The following is a 17,626-nucleotide window of genomic DNA, read 5'->3' as shown; positions in this document are numbered from 1 at the left end:
GTCAAACCCTTCGTTTGCGTCCGTTTGCATCATTCAAAGGGTTTTTACTTTGGCAGTCAACCGGTTGTGCACAGCCGACGGGCTACTCGCGCGATCCACGTCGCGGTGCGGCACACTGGCCTCATGACGGGGGCGCCATGAGCTGGGAAGAGCAGTTGTTCGCGCTGTTCGACGACCTGGAGGGTCAGGCCGAGGCGTTGTACGACGCCGAGCGCGAGGCCGAGGTGGCCGACCGCAGCCGGGCTGAGTACCAGCACGTCACGCTGGCCAGCAGGCTGATGGCCTCGCTCGACACCGAGGTCGGCCTGGAGGTCGTCGGACTCGGCGCGATCCGCGGGGAGCTGCATCGGGTCAACGCCGAGTGGTGCCTGCTCGCTGCCCGAGCCCAGGAGTGGATCGTGCCGCTCTCAGCCGTCTCCGCAGTGCGCGACGCGTCGCCGCGGTCGGTGCCTGAGGTCGCCTGGTCGCCGCTGACCCGGCTCGGGCTGGGCTCGGCGCTGCGCCGGCTCGCCGAAGCCGGCGAAGGCTGTCTGGTGCACCTGGCCGACGGCTCTCGTCACGAGGCGCGCTTCACCCGCGTCGGTGCCGACTTCGTGGAGGCCACCGGCGACCACGGGGCGACGATGCTGATCAGCTTCGCGCGGTTAGCGGCAGTGCAGAGCCGGACGATCCGTTAGCCGACTCAGGTCGCTTCGACGTCGTACGGCGGGAGCTGGCCTTCGCCGAGCCGGGGCTTCTTCTTCCGGCCATCGGCCGCGTCGCCCTCCTCCATCGCCTCGATGATGTGCTTACGCACGATGCTGCGCGGGTCGAGGTCGCGCAGCTCGAGGTCGGCGAACTCAGGCCCGAGCTCGGTGCGCAGCTCGTCGCGCGCGCTGTTGGCCATGTTGCGGGCCTTGCGCAGGAGCTGGCCGGCCTGCTGGGCGAGGCCGGGGAGCTTGTCGGGGCCGAAGACGAGAACGGCGATGAACGCGATCAGCGCCATCTCTGGCAACCCGACTCCGAACATGGTTCAGAACCTACTCGACGGGGTGAGACCGAGCTGCATACCCGCGAGACCTCGCCCGCGCCCGGACAGGGTGGCCGCGATGTCGGCGAGGACAACGGCGGCCGGCGCGGTCGGGTCGGAGTCGACGATGGGCTTGCCGGAGTCGCCGCCCTTTCGCAGGGAGATGTCGATCGGGATCGTGCCCAAGACGGGTACGTCGTATCCGAAGCGCTGCGACAGCGTGGCCGCGACCCGGTCACCGCCACCGGCGCCGAAGATCTCGAGTCGGTGCTCGGTGCCCTCCGCGGTGCAGTGCGGGCAGGGCAGGTAGCTCATGTTCTCGACGACGCCGATGACGCGCTGGTGCATCATCGAGGCCATCGTGCCGGCCCGCTCGGCCACCTCGGCGGCAGCCTCCTGGGGCGTGGTGACGACCAGGACCTCGGCGTTGGGCAGGTGCTGGCCCAGCGAGATCGCGACGTCGCCGGTGCCGGGCGGCAGATCGAGGAGGAGTACGTCGAGGTCGCCCCAGTAGACGTCGGCGAGCATCTGCACGAGCGCCCGGTCGAGCATCGGGCCACGCCAGGCGACCACCTGGTCGCGGCGCGGCTTAAGCATGCCGATCGAGATGACCGAGACACCCGAGGGCGTCGGCACGGGCATGATCAGGTCGTCGACCTGGGTGGGACGGGAGTCGGCGACACCGAGCATGGCCGGCACCGAGTGGCCGTAGATGTCGGCGTCGACGACACCGACCTTGAGCCCCTGCTTGGCCAGCGACAGCGCGAGGTTGACGGTGACCGACGACTTGCCGACCCCGCCCTTGCCGCTGGCGATCGCGTAGACCTTGGTGAGCGAGCCGGGCTGGGCGAACGGGATCTCGCGCTGGGCCTGGCCGCCTCGTAGCGTCTCGCCGAGCTCGCCGCGCTGCTCGGCCGACATGACGCCGAGCGTGAGCTCGACCCGGGCCACGCCGGGGACGCTCTCGACGGCGCCGGTCACGTCGCGGGTGATGGTGTCCTTCATCGGGCAGCCGGCCACCGTCAGCAGGACGGTGAGCGACACGACTCCGTCGTCGGCGATGTCGACGGAGTCGACCATGCCGAGGTCGGTGATGGGGCGCTTGATCTCGGGGTCGTTGACCCTCGCGAGAGCGGCCTGGACCTGCTCGAGAGTGGGGGTGCTCATGATCCCCCAGCCTAGTTGCTGCCCTGAAGCCGACGACCGGGGGAGCGGGTCAGGAGTCTGTGACGTCTGCCTCGGCGTCGGGCTCCGCGCGGGCCCGCTCGTCGAGGTCGTTCAGCAGGGAGCGGAGTTCCGAGCGCATGAAGTCGCGGGTGGCCATCTCGCCGACCGACATCCGCAACGAGGCGACCTCGCGAGCGAGGTACTCCATGTCGGCGTGCGCGCGGGCGTTGGCCTGGCGGTCGCGCTCGTTGATGATCTTGTCGCGGGTCTCCTGCCGGTTCTGCGCGAGCAGGATCAGCGGCGCGGCGTACGACGCCTGCAGGCTGAGCATCAGGGTCAGGAAGATGAACGGGTAGTCGTCCCACCGCATCTCCGGGGGCGCGAACAGGTTCCAGCCCACCCAGACGACCACGAAGAGCGTCATGTAGATCAGGAAGCTCGCGGTGCCCATGAAGCGCGCGAACTGCTCGGCGAAGATCCCGAACGTGTCGGAGTCGTACGACGGCCGGCGGACCAGCGTGCGCCGGCTGTCGCGCGGAGTGTCGAGCCGGCGCGGGGTGCGGGACTCGCTCATCACTCACCACCGATCGGGCCGGGCCGGACGGCATTGTCGCGCCAGTTCTCGGGCAGCATGTGGTCGAGCAGGTCGTCGACGGTGACCGCGCCCAGGAGCCGGCCTTCCTCGTCGACCACCGGCGCCGCGACCAGGTTGTACGTCGCCAGGTGTGCCGCCACCTGGTCGATCGTCGCCTCGGGGCGCAACGGGTCCATTGACTCGTCGAGCGCGGCAGCGACCAGCGTCGACGGCGGCTCGCGCAGCAGCCGCTGGATGTGGGCCGCGCCCAGCAATCGACCGGTGGGCGTCTCGAGGGGCTGACGGCAGATGTAGACGAGGGCGGCGAGCGACGGTGTGAGCTCGGGGTTGCGCACGTGGGCCAGTGCGTCGGCCACGGTGGCCTGCGGGTCGAGGATCACCGGCTCGGGCGTCATCATCGCGCCGGCGGTGTGCTCGGCGTACGACATCAGGCGCCGTACGTCTGCGGCGTCGTCGGGCTCCATCAGTGCCAGCAGGGTGGCTGCCATGTCGGGCGGCAGGTCGGCGATCAGGTCGGCGGCGTCGTCGGGCGACATCTCCTCGAGCACGTCGGCGGCGCGCTCGGAGTCGAGGTACTCCAGGATCTCGACCTGGTCCTCCTCGGGCAGCTCCTCGAGCACGTCGGCCAGCCGCTCGTCGTCGAGGGCCGCGATGACGGCCTTGCGGCGCTCGGGGGGCAGGCCGTGGATCATGTGCGCCGCGTCGGCCGGGCGCATCTCGTTCATGGAGGCCAGCAGCTGCGTGGCGCCCTGCGTCTCCTCGCGCCGCGTCAGGCCCTCGACGTCACGCCACTCGGCCACGTGCGTCTGACCGCGGCGGCGGAAGCCCTTGGCCGGCTCGGACACGGCGACCCGGCTGACGACCCAGTCGCGGTTGCGGGCCTGCTCCATTGCGACGTCGTAGACCGTGCCCTTGATGCCCGATGGCTGGATCGTGACTGAGCGGTCGAGCATCTGCGCCATGACCAGCGTCTCGGTCGGGCGCTGCTCGAAGCGACGCATGTTGAGCAGCCCGGTCGTCGACACCTGCCCGGCGTCGACGTGGGTCACCCGGGTCATCGGCACGAAGATCCGGCGCCGCCCGAAGACCTCGGCCACCAGCCCCAGCACGCGCGGCTGGTTTGCCTCCGACCGGAGGGCCACCACGATGTCGCGCACCTTCGCGACCTGGTCACCCTGGGGGTCGAAGACCGGCAGCCCGACGAGGCGGGCGACGTAGACGCGGGTGGGGGTGGTGCTCACCGTCCAAACCTACCGGCCGGTCGGGCCGTTCCCCGTCAGCGCTGCGCCGAGGAGTAGAACTCTCGCGCACACGTGTCGCCGGCGCAGGTGTGCTGCTCCTTGGCCAGCCGCCGCAGCTCACCGAGCTGGGTCGCGAACCGCGGGTCGTCGGCGACACTGCTGAGCTCGTAGGGGTCGAGGTCTCGGTTGTAGAGCTCCTCGCGGCGGCCGGGGGTCCGCACGTAGGTCCAGGGCCCGGCCCAGATGCCGTAGTAGAGCGGCGTCAGGCCACCCGTCACCCGATAGCCCTCGATGGGTACGACGCGGGTGTCGGCCTCGGTCGTGAGGTACGGCGCCACGTCGACGCCGTCCTGCGGGCGGGTCGGGGTGGCCCCGGCCAGCGTGGCGAACGTGGTGGCCAGGTCGGGGTTGGTGACCGGGGTGGAGACGGTCTCGCCGCGTGGCAGTCCTGGCCCGCGCATCACCATCGGGATGCCGAGGATGTCGGTGAAGTACCAGAGCTTGCCGGCGATGTTGTGCTGGCCGGACGCGTAGCCGTTGTCGCCGGTGAACACGATCCAGGTGTTGTCGAGCTGGCCGGTCTCGCGCAGTGCCTCGATCGTCTCGGCGACGGCGTCGTCGACCGACTGCAGCGATTCGAGCCGCTGCTGGTAGGACTCGCGCAGCAGCTCACGGTCGCGCTCGTTCCACCGTTGGTAGGTCACCTTGGCGACGGTCTTGTCGGACGTCTCGTCCTCGAACATGTCGGGAGTGGTGGGTAGGTCCTGGTCGCTGAACGCGTTGTCGTACTCCGGCGCCGGCACGGTGGTCTTGAGACTCTTGCCGTTGTCCGGGTCGATCTTCAGCGGGTCGTCGTCCTGCTGCGGCTGGCCGGTGTGCGGTGCGACGTAGTTGACCCACATGTACCAGGGCTTCGCCGCGCGCGCCGGGTCGTTGATCTCGTCGACGGAGAGGTCGCGCAGCAGGTCGGTGGAGTATTGCTCGTGCTCGGTGACCTCGCCGTTGTGATTGATCTGCGGCCTCTCGAAGTTGTACGTCGACGGGTCGACGGTCGCCTGCCAGTCGGTCCAGCCCGGGGGCACGTACGTGGGGTCGTCCTCGCCATAGCCGTTGAGGTACTTGCCCACGAACAAGGTGTCGTAGCCAGCGGTCTGCAGCCACACGGGCAGCGTGTCGTTGTCGGCGAACGCGTCGAACCCGCCGCCCTCACCCTCGATCGTCACCGCGCCGTGGTTGTGGGAGTACTGCCCGGTGAGCAGCGACGCGCGAGCCGGGACGCAGATGGGGGTCGGCGCCAGCGCGTTCTCGACCGTGATGCCCTGGTCGGCGACGTACTGCTTGAGCTGCGGCATGTGGTCCAGGTCGCCGATCGCGGCGTCGTCGGCGGTGATCAGGAGGATGTTGGGGCGGGTGGCCGGCGCGGGGAGCGGCTTCGGCGCCAGCGCGGACGGCGGCAGGACGGTGTCGTTCGGACCGGGATCGGGCACGGGTGCTGCGGAGGTGGGCGTCTGCCGCTTCGGCTTGACCCGGCGCTGCGGGTCGTCGGAGCTGCAGGCGGCGGCGCTGGTGGCCATCAGCGCGAGGGTCGTCGCGGCCACCAGCCAGCGACGACCGGGGCGTTGCGGGCCGTGCCGCATGCAAACACCTCGTGGTCGAGTGGGGACGTGGACGCCACCGATCCTAGACTCGGGCCGGTGGCGCACCGGATGCTAGGTTCGCCCCTGTTGACGAGCCCTTGGAGAGCGGATCGAGGCAGCAAGTGACCCGTCGCGTGATTCTTCACGTGGGTGCGATGAAGACCGGCACGAGCTTCATCCAGTCAGTGCTGGCCACCCACCGCGAGGTGCTTGCCGATGCCGGTGTCGGCTACCCCGCCGGCAGTCCGCAGGCCGTGCTCGACCTGCTGAAGCTGCCGCGCCTGCCGCAGCAGAACCGCGAGCGCTGGCAGGCCCTCGCCGCCAGCACCGACGGCGACCTGCTCGTCTCGATGGAGTTCCTCAGCTTCGCCGCCGACCGCCATGTCGCCGCCGCGCTCGAGCCGTTCGCCGCTGACCGGATCGAGGTCGTCGTGTCGGTGCGTGACCAGCTGGGCGCGATCCCGGCCCAGTGGCAGACCTACTGCCGCAACCTCGGCACCGAGGGCTGGCCTGACTACCTGCGCTCCATCGAGCCCACCTTCCTGGGCCGGGCGCGCAAGACCCGCGCCTTCAAGACGTTCAACCGCGCCCAGCAGATCCCCACGTTCGTACGACGCTGGGAGGAGGCCGCCGGCGTCGAGAGCGTGCACGTCGTGACCGTGCCGCCGTCGGGCTCGCCGCCGGAGGTGCTGTGGAAGCGCTTCGTCGCAGCCGCAGGCCTGCCCGAGGTCGACGTCGACCTGTCGGTCGTGGAGTCCAATCCCTCGCTGGGCTACGGCTCGTGCGACTTCCTGCGTCGTGCCAACAGCCACCTCTCGGTCGTGCGCCCCAAGCTCTACCGCCGCGGCATGCGTCAGTTGGCCCGCGAGGCGCTGGTCGGGCGCAGGGGCAAGGAGTCCAAGCCGGTCCTCGACCGCGGTGGCGTGAAGCTCGGCCTCGGGATCAACAAGGAGGTCCGGTCGTTCCTCGAGGAGCGGGCCTACCCGGTGTTCGGCGACCTCGCCGACATCCGCCTCGATGCCGACCTGGCCGACCTGGCCGACAAGGCGCCGGGTGTCGACGAGTCCGAGACGCGGGCTGCCGCACTCGCCGCTCGCACGTGGCTGTCCGCTCAGCTGGGCGAGGACCACGGTCCGCCGCCCGAGTCGCTCGACGACCTCGTCCTCGATGCCTGCCAGCTCATGGGGCAGGTCAACAACTGGAAGGCCCTGACGTCACCCGACGACACGGCCGGGGTCGGAGTTCGGTGACCGCCACGACGATGCAGGACGTCCACGTCGACGACGAGGGGATCCGCTTCAGCTCGCGCGACGACGTGGTCGTCGACGTGACGTTCGACGGCACCCGCGTGTGGTCGTTCTGGCTCCAGCGCGACACCGAGGGACGCGGGGGAGACCGCACGATCGCCTGGCCGCAGCCGCTGCGCCGGTTCCTCGACGGTGCGACCCGCCTCGCGCTGGTCGACCACGTCGCCGATGCCGAGCTGTACGCCGCCGAGGTCAGCTTCGGCGCGGGCAGCGGCCGGGTCGCCGTACAGGATCGCAAGGGTCGGCCGCTCGGCCTCGACAAGTCCAACCGCCTCTCGCGGCTGTTCGTCAGCCGCGACGCCGACCAGGTGGCGCCGTTGATGGACGCCATCGCCACCGTCCTGACGGCGCTCGAGGACTGCGGCATCGAGGGCTTCCTGGCCTACGGCACGCTGCTCGGCGCCTACCGCGACGGCAGGCTGATCGGTCACGACTCCGATGCCGACCTGGGTTACGTCAGCCGGCACAGCCACCCCGTCGACGTGATGCTCGAGTCGTTCGCGCTGCAGCGCACGCTGGTCGAGATGGGCTTCGTCGTCACCCGCTACAGCGGCATCGCTGTCAAGGTGCACGTGCCCGAGGCCGACGGCAGCATCCGCGGCCTCGACGTCTTCGGCGGCTTCATGCGCGCCGGCAAGCTGTACCTGATGGGCGAGGTCGGCGCGCCGTTCGAGGAGGACTGGATCTTCCCGCGCACCACCGTCGCGCTCGAGGGCCGCACCTTCGCCGCCCCCGCACAGCCCGACCACCTGCTCGCCGCGATGTACGGCGACAGCTGGCGCGTGCCGGACCCTGCCTATGTCTTCACCACGCCCGAGTCCACGCGGCTGCGCCTCAACGGGTGGTTCCGCGGCATCCGGGTCGGCCAGGGCCGCGGCATGGGTGGCAAGGACCTCACTCCCGAGCAGCCGAGCGGCTTCGCGAAGTGGGTGCACGCCGACGCCGGCGCTGACATCGCGACGATCGTCGACCTCGGCTGCGGCTACGGCACGGACGCGGTCTGGCTGGGCCGTCAGGGCCGGTCGACGTGGGGGATGGACGCCCACTACAAGTCCTACGTCCGGATGCGGAAGGTGGCCGAGGCCGAGGAGCTGCCGGTGCGCTTCCGCTGGGTCAATCTCACCGAGAACCGCTCCGTGCTCGACGCCGCGGCCGACATGGCCCAGCTGGCCGGTCCGCGTGTGGTGACCGCCCGCCATGTGCTCGACGCCGTGGACGGCGGGGGTCGTGACAACCTGCTCCGGCTCGCTCGGGTGCTCACGCGGGGTGGTGGTGCGCTCTACTGCCAGGTGCAGGTGGGCGCCGAACGCAGCCCCCAGAGCAACGGGCCCGTCACGCCCCTCGACCTGACCGACCTGCTGGACCTCGTCTCTGCTCACGGTGGCACCGTGGTGCACCGCGAGATGCTCAACGAGAGCGACGCCGCTGGCGCCGACAACATCGCCAGACTGGTGGTCACCTGGAAGTGAGAGCCATGAAGACAGACAACAAGTTGTTCCTTGCCCACCGGTTCGCGTCGCGGCGCACCCTGCGGGGCCGCGTGGCGGCGCTCGAGGAGGCCGTGCAGGAGAACCGCCAGCTCAACCTGCGCATCGCCGAGCTGACCGATGCCATGATGGAGCTCGTCGTACCCCTGTCCGAGCGGGACGAGTCCAAGGTCCAGGCCGTCGTCGACCGTTACCGCGAAAGCCTGGGCGGGCCGCGCTGATGGTCCGCCGGGTCTTCATCCACCTGGGCCTGCCCAAGACGGGCACGACCTATCTCCAGACGGCGCTGTGGTCCAACAAGGACCGCTTGCGCCGCGCCGGGGTGCTGGTGCCCGGACCTCGCCACCGTCGTCACCTGCTCGCGTCACTCGACATCCGCCAGGATCCGCGGCTCGCGCGCCGGGCCGGCAACATCAAGGCGCCGTGGCAGGACCTGGTCGACGAGACCCGCGACTTCGGCGGCGATGCCGTGATCAGCCACGAGTTCTTTGGCGCCGCTGCACCCGAGCACGTCCAGCGGATGGTCGACTCGTTTCCGGGTGCCGAGCTGCATGCCATCGTCACCGCCCGGCCGCTCACCGAACTGGTCGCCTCGCGCTGGCAGGAGTGGATCAAGAACGGCGGCACGATGGCCATCGACGACTGGCCGGTGCGCTACGCCTACGACCCCACCAACGAGTGGGGCTGGGGCTCCTTCGACCTGCACGACATCCTCAAGCGGTGGTCGCAGGTGCTGCCCCGCGAACAGGTCCACATCCTTCCTGTCGACCCGGCCAGCGAGACCCCCGACGACCTGTGGCGGCGCTTCTGCGACGTGCTCGGTGTGGACGCAGCCGGCTTTCCAGCGCCCGCCGATGTGGCCAACCCGTCGCTGGGGGTCGTCGAGGTCGAGCTGTTGCGCCGGGTCACCCCGCACCTCACCGACTTCCTGACCGCCGGCGACCGGGGCCGGTGGGTCCGCGGCTACCTCGCCGAGGGCGGCGTACTCCCCGAGTCGGGGGAGCGGTTCCGTGCCGGCGAGGAGGCCTTTGAGAAGCAGCACCGCAAACGGGCCGACAAGGCTGTCGAGCTGATCGCCGAGGGCGGTTTTGACGTCCGCGGCGACGCCGGGCTGCTGGCACCGCAGCCGCTGCCCGACTTGCGGCACCCGAGCGAGGTCACCGACGCCGAGCTCGTCGAGTCGGCGGCGCAGACCATTGCGGCCATGCTCGAGGACGTCCGCAGCATCTCCCGCGAGCGCGACGAGCTGCGTCGCCAGCTCGCGGAGGAGGAAGGGCTGGACGCATCCACCGTCGCTTCCGCCGATGAGGAGGAGTCCGCGTCCTGGGTTAGGCTCTCTCGGTCGTTGAACCGACTTCGGAGGCATGGGGAATGAAGTTCCGGGGGATAACCCTTCTGATCGTGGCGCTGATCTTCAGCGCGTTGGCTGCACCGGCCGTCGCAGGGCGCGACTACACGCCCGCTGAGGGCGGCCACTTCAACCACCCTCGCGAAGCAGATCGCAAGGAAAAGCGCATCGAGAGCGTCATCCTCAAGACGATCAACCACGCCAAGCGTGGGTCGAGGATCCGGATCTCGCTCTTCTCGTGGGACCGCCAGCGGGTGGCGCTGGCCCTTGTCCGCGCCAAGAAGCGCGGCGTGCGGGTGCAGGTGCTGCTCAACAACCACCAGTTCACCGGCGCCCAGTACATCCTCAAGCAGGCGCTGGGCGGCAACCGCTGGAAGCAGAGCTTCTCCTACGAGTGCCACTTCGGCTGCCGACACTTCAATCGCGGCGAGAACCTCCACACCAAGATGTTCCTCTTCTCCGGCCTCAAGAGCGGCGCCACCGACGTCGTGTTCACCGGCTCGTTCAACCTGACCGAGAACTCCGTGGTCAACCAGTGGAACGACATGCTCGTCCGCAACAACGACCCGGCGTTCTTCGCCGGTATGGACGAGCTGTGGCGGATGATGCGCAAGGACAAGCGCACCAAGAGTCCCTACTGGGTCAAGCAGGCCGGCGAGTTCCAGATCCAGGCGATGCCGTTCCCGTACCCCACGGCCAAGACCGACCCCGAGATGGCGATCCTCAACCAGATCGACTGCAAGACCCCGCCGGCGCCCGGCTACGGCCGCAACGGCAAGACCCTCGTGCGCGTCTCGATGCACTCGTGGGCCGACGGCCGCGGTGTCTACCTCGCCGACAAGATGCGCCAGCTGCACGCCGAGGGCTGCGACGTCGAGGTCATGTACGGCATGGCCGGAGCGTCGGTCCGTGAGTCGTTCACCAAGGCGACCCCGCGCGGCTACATGCCGGTGCACGTCGACGGCTACGACACCGACTACGACGGCGAGATCGACCTCTACAGCCACCAGAAGTACCTCGTCGTCTCTGGCACCTACGAGGGCAACCCGGCCAACGGCGGCGTCTGGACCGGCTCGAGCAACTGGAACTTCGGCGGCCTGCGCGGCGACGAGGTCATCATCCGGCTGCCGGTGCGCTACGTCCCTGCCTGGATCGAGAACTTCGAGTACATCTGGGACCACGGCTCGCACCAGGCCCTCTACATCCCCTACCGGGTCCCGAACGCCTACGGTCGGATGGTCACCCAGACCCCCGTCGAGGAGCCCCAGCTGAAGAAGGGTGATGCCTGGGAGGACGACTGATCCTCCCGGCACCACCGGCCCCGGGTCGTCTCGGCATGCAGGTGCGGTGCGGGCGACGTCGTACCCGCCCGTAACATGGCGCGTCGTCGTGCTCGCTCCACAGATAGGACATGTCATGGGTCGCCTCTGCCAGACCGAGGGCCTCTCCGAGGACCAGATCGAGATCCTCAAGGCCGTCCGTACGTTCGTGGACACCCAGATCATTCCGGTGGCCACCGAGCTCGAGCATGCCGACGAGTACCCGACCGAGATCGTCGAGGGCCTCAAGGAGCTCGGGATCTTCGGGCTGATGATCCCCGAGGAGTACGACGGCCTCGGTGAGTCGCTGCTGACCTACGCGCTGTGCGTCGAGGAGATCGCGCGCGGCTGGATGAGTGTTTCGGGTGTCATCAACACCCACTTCATCGTGGCCTACATGCTGATGCAGCACGGCACCGAGGAGCAGAAGAAGAAGTACCTGCCGAAGATGGCCACCGGCGAGGTCCGCGGGTCGTTCTCGATGTCTGAGCCCGGTCTCGGCTCCGACGTGGCCGCCATCAAGTCCAAGGCCAGCAAGACCGACGACGGCTACGAGATCACCGGCCAGAAGATGTGGCTGACCAACGGCGGCAGCTCGAACCTGGTCGCGGTGCTGGTGAAGACCGAGGAGGGTGCCGACTCGGTCTACAAGAACATGACGACGTTCCTGGTGGACAAGGAGCCCGGCTTCGGCGAGACGGCCCAGGGCGTCACGATCCCCGGGAAGATCGACAAGATGGGCTACAAGGGCGTCGACACGACCGAGGCCATCTTCGAGGGACACAAGATCTCTGCCGACCAGATCCTCGGGGGCGAGGCCGGCAAGGGCTTCTACCAGATGATGGACGGCGTCGAAGTCGGCCGTGTCAACGTCGCGGCCCGGGCCTGTGGCATCGCCAACCGGGCCTTCGAGCTCGGCATCGCCTACGCCCAGCAGCGCGAGACCTTCGGCAAGCCGATCGCGCAGCACCAGGCGATCCTGTTCCGCCTCGCGGAGATGGCGACCAAGGTCGAGACCGCGCACTCGATGATGGTTCGCGCGGCCCGGTTGAAGGACAAGGGCGAGCGCAACGACGTCGAGGCCGGGATGGCCAAGTACCTCGCTGCGGAGTACTGCAAGGAGGTCGTCGAGGACTCCTTCCGGATCCATGGCGGCTACGGCTACTCCAAGGAGTACGAGATCGAGCGGCTCTACCGCGAGGCCGCGTTCATGCTCATCGGCGAGGGCACCGCGGACATCCAGAAGATGATCATCGGACGCCGCCTGCTCGAGGACTACAAACTGCGCTGACCGGCCGCCCCGACGTGCTCGTGGCGCTCCGGGCAGACGCGAATGTGCGGCCGTGACGGGGGCCAGCAGTTAGACTCTGGGCACCGCCCGGCGATCGTTGGCTGTGGCGCGACCTGAACCCAGCCCTGAGGAGGGACTTCGTGCGGCCATCTCGGTACGCCCACTCCGACGTACTGCGCGCTGGCGCCGTGGCGGTGGTCGTCGCTCTGGTGCTCGCGGCGATGACCCTCGACCTCGACCGTTCGCCACGCCAGGAAGCGGCACCCGACGAGGCCGCACCTGTCGATGTCGTCGAGCAGGTGGCGGCGCGCCCGAAGAAGACTCAGGGCAAGTCCGCCAAGGTCCAGGTCGCCGAGCGTGAGAAGGCCGTCAAGAAGCTCGCGCGGGTCGCCCAGACGAAGGCTGACTACCGCGAGGACCTGCTCGTCAAGCTCGGCCGCGTGCCGGTCGGTGCGACCGCACCCACGAGCGTGCGCATCAGCTCGTTCAACCTCCTCGGCGCCGGCCACACCGCGCCCGGCGGTGACCGCAAGGGCTTCGCCTCCGGCCCCACCCGCATGCAGTGGTCGATGAGCCTGTTGCAGCTGCACGACGTCGACGTCGTGGGCTTCCAGGAATTCCAGCCGTCGCAGTACACCGCGTTCATGTCCTCGTTCGGTTCCCAGTACGGCGTATACCCGGGCCCGCAGCTCGGCCCGGCCTCGATGGCCAACTCGATCGCCTACCGCCTCGACAAGTGGGAGCTCGTCAGCGCCACGGGCATCGACATCCCCTACTTCGGTGGCAACCCGGTGAAGATGCCGCTCATCCTGCTCAAGAACAAGCAGACCGGGCGCCAGATGTACTTCTCCAACTTCCATAACCCCGCCGACGCGCAGGGTCCCGCCCAACAGTGGCGCAACCAGGCGACCCAGATCCAGGTCAACATGGTCAACAACCTGCGGGCGACCACCGGTCTCCCGGTGTTCATCACCGGTGACATGAACGACCGCGAAGAGTACTTCTGCCCGATCACCACCCAGGCGTCCATGAGGGCGGCCAACGGCGGTGGCTCCGGCCCCGGCGCATGTTCGATGCCGCCCAAGCCTTGGCAGGTCGACTGGATCTTCGGGTCACCCGAGGTCACGTTCGCCAACTATGTCGCCGACCGCAGCCCGCTCGTGGTCCGCAGCACCGACCACCCGATGGTGGTGGCCGACGCGACCGTCGCCGCCGCGATCGGCACCGGTGAGTGCTACCCGGTCCGCAAGGGCACCGGCTGGGTTCCGTGCCCCGGAGACGGCACACTGGGCCGTACTGACGGCGGCACCACCACCACCGACGAGGGAGGCCAGTGAAGATGACTGAGACCAACGGCAACGACGACCTCAAGGCCAAGATGCGCGAGGCCCTGGACCGCAAGAACACCAAGGAGAAGGGCGTCCACCAGGACGGTCCGGTGCGCGAGAAGGCGCACGGCTCCGAGGTCGAGGGTGGCTCGTCCCCGAAGATGCACCGTCGCAAGGCCGGTGGCGGGGGCTCCTGAGCCTCACCTAGTTCGTTGGTCGAGTAGCGAGCGCCAGCCGCTCTGATGGTGGTCTCGATACGCCTGGCTCGTTCCTCGCGAGGCACTCGACCACCGAGGGCACCACGGGGCGTGAGGTATGGCACGCCTCGACGGGTGTCGTCGTACGGCCGGGTCCGACAGGATGGGGCCATGCAATTCGGACGCAGCTATGAGGAGTTCGAGGTCGGTGCGACCTACAAGCACTGGCCCGGCAAGACGGTCACCGAGTTCGACGACCACATGTTCTGCCTCCTCACCATGAACCACCACCCGCTCCACCTCGACGTCAACTACGCGAGCGAGACGACGCAGTTCGGCAAGAACGTCGTGGTCGGCAACTACGTCTACTCGATCCTGCTCGGCATGAGCGTGCCGGACGTCTCGGGCAAGGCGATCGCCAACCTCGAGGTCGAGTCGCTGCGACACGTGGCGCCGACGTTCCACGGGGACACGTTGTACGGCGAGACGACGGTGCTGGACAAGTGGGAGTCGAAGTCCAAGGACGACCGGGGCGTCGCACACGTCGAGACGATCGGCTACAACCAGGACGGCAAGGTCGTGTGCATCTTCCGCCGCAAGGTGATGGTGCCCAAGGACAGCTACCTGACCGAGCGCGGCGGCGAGCAGCCCGGCCGGCCGACCCCGCAGCCCGACAAGTTCTGGCCCGGCACCCAAGACGCCTGAGGCTCGACCGCGAACGGGTCGCCGGGCCGGCACTCCGGTGCGTCGGAGGTCGCGGTGAGCGTGGTCCAGACGGTCTTCAGGACTTCCATATCAAGAACGACAGCATCGAAGAACGACGGGTCAAGTCCTCTGCCATCATTCCCCCATGACGAATGAGCTCTGGGTCTGCCGCCACGGCGAGACCGAGTGGAGTCGCGACGGCAAGCACACGTCGACCACCGACCTGCCGCTGACCGATGAGGGCGAGCAGGTTGCGGCCACGCTCGCGCAGCGGCTGGCCGGTACGTCGTTCGAGCTCGTGCTGACCAGCCCGCGGCTGCGCGCGCGTCATACGGCCGAGCTTGCCGGCTTCGGCGACGCCGCCGAGGTCGACGAAGACCTGGTCGAGTGGGACTACGGCGACTACGAGGGCATCACCACCGACGAGATCCGCAAGACGGTGCCGGGCTGGACTGTGTTCAACCATCCGACGCCGGGCGGCGAGACCGCCGAGCAGGTCGGGGAACGCCTGCACCGCGTGGTCGACCGGGCGCGGGCGGCCACCGGGCGGGTACTGGTGTTCGGCCATGGCCACTCCCTGCGCGTGCTGGCCGCTCTCTGGCTACAGCAGGACGTCGTCGACGGACGCCACCTCCGCCTCGACACTGCCACGATCTCGACGCTCGGCTTCGAGCGCGAGACCCCTGTGCTGCTCCGCTGGAACACCTGACCGGCCCTTGACGGCCCTTGACGGCGCTGGGCGGGCGCTCCACGGTTGACCCATGTCCCTCGTCGCGGGATGTCCACGCTGCCCGGCCGCCGTCACGGAGTACGACGGCGCCTGGGCCTGCGTCGACCACGGCCCCACGGTGCCGCTGTGGCGGCCCCAGGAGGCGTCGTACGACAGCTTCGCGAGTCACCTGAGCGCAGCGGGTGCCTTCCCGACCTACTTACCCTGGCCGCTCGGCCCCGGGTGGCACGTCAGCGACTTCGGGGTGGTGGGGGAGTCGGCGGACCGCACCCACGCGACGGTGACCTGCAGCTCGGGCACGAGCGATCTCGACGGGCCGGTCGACGTCTTCGTCATCGCCGAGGAGCCCGGCACCGGGCTCGGCTCGCGGATCGCCGGCACGGGAGGCCGCGACCCCGGCGGGTCGGTGCACGACGGGTCACCGATGGCGAGGGTCCTGATCGGCCACAAGACCGTGCCGCTGTGGGCGGTGTCGACGAGCGGGGCAGACAAGGAGTTCAACCGGTTCGTGGTCGTTGGGGAGGCCGAGGGCCGCTGGCTGTGGCTGGTGCTGCGGCCTGCGTCGGCGGTGCTGCTGCTGCGCGACGAGTGGATCCTGCGGGATGTGTCGGCCCTCGGTCCGCCGCTGGTGGAGACGAGTTTCGGGGGGCCGCCGCCGGCCTGGTGAGGGCTCTTCTGGATGCCGAGCGCGCGAGGCCCAGGCACTACTCTCGGGGCGTGCGCATCGACCTCCACACCCACTCGCTCGCGAGTGACGGCACGCAGACTCCCGCGGAGCTGGTCGAGGCGGCGGCGCGCGCCGGCCTCGACGTCCTTGGGCTCACCGACCACGACACTGCCGATGGCTGGACCGAGGCCGCCCGGGCGGCCGAGACGGCCGGCATCTCGCTCGTGCGCGGCATGGAGATCAGCACCCGGCACGAGGGTCGCGGCGTACACCTGCTGGCCTACCTGCCCGACCCGGCCTACCCGCCGCTGGTCGAGAGGCTGGCCCTCATCCTCGACGGCCGCAACGCCCGCGTGCCCGCCATCGTCGAGCGGCTGCAGGACCAGGGCGTCGACGTCACCGAGGCCGACGTACGCCGCGTGGCCGGTGCCTCCGCGGCAGCCGGCCGCCCGCACGTCGCCGACGCACTGGTCGAACGCGGAGTCGTGGCCGATCGCCGCGAGGCGTTCGACCGTTTCCTGAGCCCCGGCCGGGCGGGCCACGTGCACCGCTACGCTGCCGAGCTGGTCACCATGATCGCGACCGTGCGCGACGCCGGCGGCGTGACCGTGATGGCCCACCCGTGGGGACGCGCCGCGCCGGGCACCCTCGACGAGGCCGCGTTCGCCGGGCTGGCGGAGCTGGGCTTGTCCGGCATCGAGGCCGACCACCGCGACCACACCGCCGAGCAGCGCGCCGAGCTGCGCGAGATCGCCACCAACCTCGGCATGGTCGTCACCGGTTCCAGCGACCACCACGGGCTCGGCAAGGTCGACCACGACCTCGGGTGCTTCACGACCGCGCCCGACCAGTACGCCCGGCTTCTCGAGCTGGCTGCCGCAGCAGCCGTGCGCTCGGGTCGTACGACGCCCGAGGTGGTGGCGTGAGCAGCGTGCTCGACGTCGTACTCCTCACCGAGGTGTCCGTGACGCTCTTCGTGATCATGGACCCCGTCGGCACGGTCCCGATCTTCCTGTCGCTCACCTCGGGCCGCTCGCCCGCGACCGCCCGCAAGGCCGCGTGGCAGGCGGTGACGGTGTCGTTCGTGGTGATCACGGCGTTCGCGTTCTTCGGCCAGCAGATCCTGTCCTACCTGCACATCTCTCTGCCAGCGCTGCAGTGCGCCGGTGGCCTGCTGCTCCTGCTCGTCGCCCTCGAGCTGCTCACGGGAAACGAGAAGGAGCCCACCGCCGCGGCGGGCACCAACGTCGCGCTGGTCCCTCTCGGCACCCCGCTGTTGGCCGGGCCGGGCGCGATCGTGGCCACCATGCTGTTCTCGCAGCAGGTGCACGGGCTGGCGACGTTCATGGCGGTGGCCCTCGGCGTGATCCTGACGCACATCAGCCTGTGGCTGGCGATGCGTTTCTCGCTGCCGATCCTGCGGCTGATCCGGGAGAGCGGCGTGCTGCTGGTGACCCGGATCGCAGGCCTGCTGCTCTCGGCGATCGCCGTACAGCTGGTCGCGGACGCGGTGCGGGCGTTCATCGCGGGCGAGGGCTGAGCCAACTTTCGGCCGGACTGTGGCGTCGTTGCTCACGCTCTGTGTGCGTTGCAACGAC

Annotated in this window: 19 protein-coding genes; 14 read left to right on the top strand and 5 right to left on the bottom strand. The window is 69.4% G+C overall.

Going from position 1 to position 17,626, the window contains the following annotated elements; all coding sequences use genetic code 11:
* Positions 1-137: 137 nt before the first annotated feature.
* Positions 138-677 carry a hypothetical protein gene (locus tag H4Q84_RS07845; protein WP_248582833.1) on the top strand — a complete coding sequence of 180 codons (540 nt, stop codon included), beginning with the start codon at positions 138-140 and terminating at the stop codon, positions 675-677.
* 5 nt (positions 678-682) lie between these two features.
* Here the strand turns inward: H4Q84_RS07845 and H4Q84_RS07840 are convergent, their stop codons facing one another.
* From H4Q84_RS07840 to H4Q84_RS07820, 5 genes are read right to left on the bottom strand one after another with little or no spacing between them, the layout of a single operon-like run.
* Complete coding sequence (locus H4Q84_RS07840; protein ID WP_248582832.1) at positions 683-1,009, bottom strand: sec-independent translocase; 327 nt, start codon at positions 1,007-1,009, stop codon at positions 683-685.
* Between the two features lie 3 nt (positions 1,010-1,012).
* Positions 1,013-2,176 (bottom strand): Mrp/NBP35 family ATP-binding protein, encoded by a 1,164-nt coding sequence (locus tag H4Q84_RS07835; RefSeq protein WP_248582831.1) that lies wholly within the window; start codon positions 2,174-2,176, stop codon positions 1,013-1,015.
* A 49-nt stretch (positions 2,177-2,225) separates the two neighbouring features.
* A complete protein-coding gene (locus H4Q84_RS07830; protein WP_248582830.1) occupies positions 2,226-2,750 on the bottom strand; it encodes a DUF1003 domain-containing protein in 525 nt (174 codons plus the stop codon).
* Complete coding sequence (locus H4Q84_RS07825) at positions 2,750-4,012, bottom strand: CBS domain-containing protein (protein WP_248582829.1); 1,263 nt, start codon at positions 4,010-4,012, stop codon at positions 2,750-2,752. Before H4Q84_RS07825 ends, H4Q84_RS07830 begins: the two co-directional genes overlap by 1 nt.
* A gap of 35 nt (positions 4,013-4,047) precedes the next feature.
* Positions 4,048-5,649 carry a sulfatase gene (locus H4Q84_RS07820; protein WP_248582828.1) on the bottom strand — a complete coding sequence of 534 codons (1,602 nt, stop codon included), beginning with the start codon at positions 5,647-5,649 and terminating at the stop codon, positions 4,048-4,050.
* A gap of 155 nt (positions 5,650-5,804) precedes the next feature.
* On the opposite strand from H4Q84_RS07820, the gene H4Q84_RS07815 reads away from it, so the two are divergent.
* The 13 genes from H4Q84_RS07815 to H4Q84_RS07755 all read left to right on the top strand — a co-directional run bounded on the left by H4Q84_RS07815 (position 5,805) and on the right by H4Q84_RS07755 (position 17,568).
* The gene (locus tag H4Q84_RS07815; RefSeq protein ID WP_248582827.1) at positions 5,805-6,899 is read left to right on the top strand and encodes a hypothetical protein; all 1,095 of its coding nucleotides are present in this window, start codon (positions 5,805-5,807) and stop codon (positions 6,897-6,899) included.
* A complete protein-coding gene (locus H4Q84_RS07810) occupies positions 6,896-8,425 on the top strand; it encodes a class I SAM-dependent methyltransferase (RefSeq protein ID WP_248582826.1) in 1,530 nt (509 codons plus the stop codon). Before H4Q84_RS07815 ends, H4Q84_RS07810 begins: the two co-directional genes overlap by 4 nt.
* Before the next feature lie 5 nt (positions 8,426-8,430).
* The gene (locus H4Q84_RS07805) at positions 8,431-8,664 is read left to right on the top strand and encodes a DUF6752 domain-containing protein (RefSeq protein ID WP_248582825.1); all 234 of its coding nucleotides are present in this window, start codon (positions 8,431-8,433) and stop codon (positions 8,662-8,664) included.
* Positions 8,664-9,818: a hypothetical protein gene (locus H4Q84_RS07800; RefSeq protein WP_248582824.1), complete on the top strand. Its 1,155-nt coding sequence runs from the start codon at positions 8,664-8,666 to the stop codon at positions 9,816-9,818. The genes H4Q84_RS07805 and H4Q84_RS07800 overlap by 1 nt, the downstream gene beginning before the upstream one ends.
* A gap of 26 nt (positions 9,819-9,844) precedes the next feature.
* On the top strand, positions 9,845-11,092 hold the full coding sequence (locus tag H4Q84_RS07795) for a phospholipase D-like domain-containing protein (protein ID WP_248582823.1): 1,248 nt from the start codon (positions 9,845-9,847) through the stop codon (positions 11,090-11,092).
* A gap of 115 nt (positions 11,093-11,207) precedes the next feature.
* Positions 11,208-12,401 carry an acyl-CoA dehydrogenase family protein gene (locus tag H4Q84_RS07790; protein WP_248582822.1) on the top strand — a complete coding sequence of 398 codons (1,194 nt, stop codon included), beginning with the start codon at positions 11,208-11,210 and terminating at the stop codon, positions 12,399-12,401.
* Positions 12,402-12,541: 140 nt separating this feature from the next.
* Complete coding sequence (locus tag H4Q84_RS07785) at positions 12,542-13,738, top strand: endonuclease/exonuclease/phosphatase family protein (RefSeq protein WP_248582821.1); 1,197 nt, start codon at positions 12,542-12,544, stop codon at positions 13,736-13,738.
* A 2-nt stretch (positions 13,739-13,740) separates the two neighbouring features.
* Positions 13,741-13,926 (top strand): DUF5302 domain-containing protein, encoded by a 186-nt coding sequence (locus tag H4Q84_RS07780; RefSeq protein ID WP_248582820.1) that lies wholly within the window; start codon positions 13,741-13,743, stop codon positions 13,924-13,926.
* Between the two features lie 171 nt (positions 13,927-14,097).
* Positions 14,098-14,631: a MaoC family dehydratase gene (locus tag H4Q84_RS07775; RefSeq protein ID WP_248582819.1), complete on the top strand. Its 534-nt coding sequence runs from the start codon at positions 14,098-14,100 to the stop codon at positions 14,629-14,631.
* A gap of 145 nt (positions 14,632-14,776) precedes the next feature.
* A complete protein-coding gene (locus tag H4Q84_RS07770; RefSeq protein WP_248582818.1) occupies positions 14,777-15,340 on the top strand; it encodes a histidine phosphatase family protein in 564 nt (187 codons plus the stop codon).
* 52 nt (positions 15,341-15,392) lie between these two features.
* Entirely contained in the window at positions 15,393-16,028 is a 636-nt protein-coding gene (locus H4Q84_RS07765; RefSeq protein ID WP_248582817.1) for a DUF6758 family protein, read from the top strand.
* Positions 16,029-16,078: 50 nt separating this feature from the next.
* Positions 16,079-16,954, top strand: a complete 876-nt coding sequence (locus H4Q84_RS07760; protein ID WP_248582816.1) for a PHP domain-containing protein — start codon at positions 16,079-16,081, stop codon at positions 16,952-16,954.
* A complete protein-coding gene (locus H4Q84_RS07755) occupies positions 16,951-17,568 on the top strand; it encodes a MarC family protein (RefSeq protein WP_248582815.1) in 618 nt (205 codons plus the stop codon). Before H4Q84_RS07760 ends, H4Q84_RS07755 begins: the two co-directional genes overlap by 4 nt.
* Positions 17,569-17,626 lie beyond the last annotated feature (58 nt).

Source organism: Nocardioides sp. InS609-2 (assembly GCF_023208195.1).
In the GTDB taxonomy this organism is placed as follows: Bacteria; Actinomycetota; Actinomycetes; order Propionibacteriales; family Nocardioidaceae; genus Nocardioides.
Note: the sequence above shows the minus strand (reverse complement) of the source record. Positions and strands in the feature narration are given on the sequence as shown.

What these genes read in the sequence shown, in the direction of transcription:
- H4Q84_RS07845 (WP_248582833.1), top strand. Translation starts at nt 138, where the DNA reads ATGAGCTGGGAAGAGCAGTTGTTCGCGCTGTTCGACGACCTGGAGGGT.
- H4Q84_RS07840 (WP_248582832.1), bottom strand. Translation starts at nt 1,009, where the DNA reads ATGTTCGGAGTCGGGTTGCCAGAGATGGCGCTGATCGCGTTCATCGCC.
- H4Q84_RS07835 (WP_248582831.1), bottom strand. Translation starts at nt 2,176, where the DNA reads ATGAGCACCCCCACTCTCGAGCAGGTCCAGGCCGCTCTCGCGAGGGTC.
- H4Q84_RS07830 (WP_248582830.1), bottom strand. Translation starts at nt 2,750, where the DNA reads ATGAGCGAGTCCCGCACCCCGCGCCGGCTCGACACTCCGCGCGACAGC.
- H4Q84_RS07820 (WP_248582828.1), bottom strand. Translation starts at nt 5,649, where the DNA reads ATGCGGCACGGCCCGCAACGCCCCGGTCGTCGCTGGCTGGTGGCCGCG.
- H4Q84_RS07815 (WP_248582827.1), top strand. Translation starts at nt 5,805, where the DNA reads ATGAAGACCGGCACGAGCTTCATCCAGTCAGTGCTGGCCACCCACCGC.
- H4Q84_RS07805 (WP_248582825.1), top strand. Translation starts at nt 8,431, where the DNA reads ATGAAGACAGACAACAAGTTGTTCCTTGCCCACCGGTTCGCGTCGCGG.
- H4Q84_RS07800 (WP_248582824.1), top strand. Translation starts at nt 8,664, where the DNA reads ATGGTCCGCCGGGTCTTCATCCACCTGGGCCTGCCCAAGACGGGCACG.
- H4Q84_RS07790 (WP_248582822.1), top strand. Translation starts at nt 11,208, where the DNA reads ATGGGTCGCCTCTGCCAGACCGAGGGCCTCTCCGAGGACCAGATCGAG.
- H4Q84_RS07780 (WP_248582820.1), top strand. Translation starts at nt 13,741, where the DNA reads ATGACTGAGACCAACGGCAACGACGACCTCAAGGCCAAGATGCGCGAG.
- H4Q84_RS07775 (WP_248582819.1), top strand. Translation starts at nt 14,098, where the DNA reads ATGCAATTCGGACGCAGCTATGAGGAGTTCGAGGTCGGTGCGACCTAC.
- H4Q84_RS07770 (WP_248582818.1), top strand. Translation starts at nt 14,777, where the DNA reads ATGACGAATGAGCTCTGGGTCTGCCGCCACGGCGAGACCGAGTGGAGT.
- H4Q84_RS07765 (WP_248582817.1), top strand. Translation starts at nt 15,393, where the DNA reads ATGTCCCTCGTCGCGGGATGTCCACGCTGCCCGGCCGCCGTCACGGAG.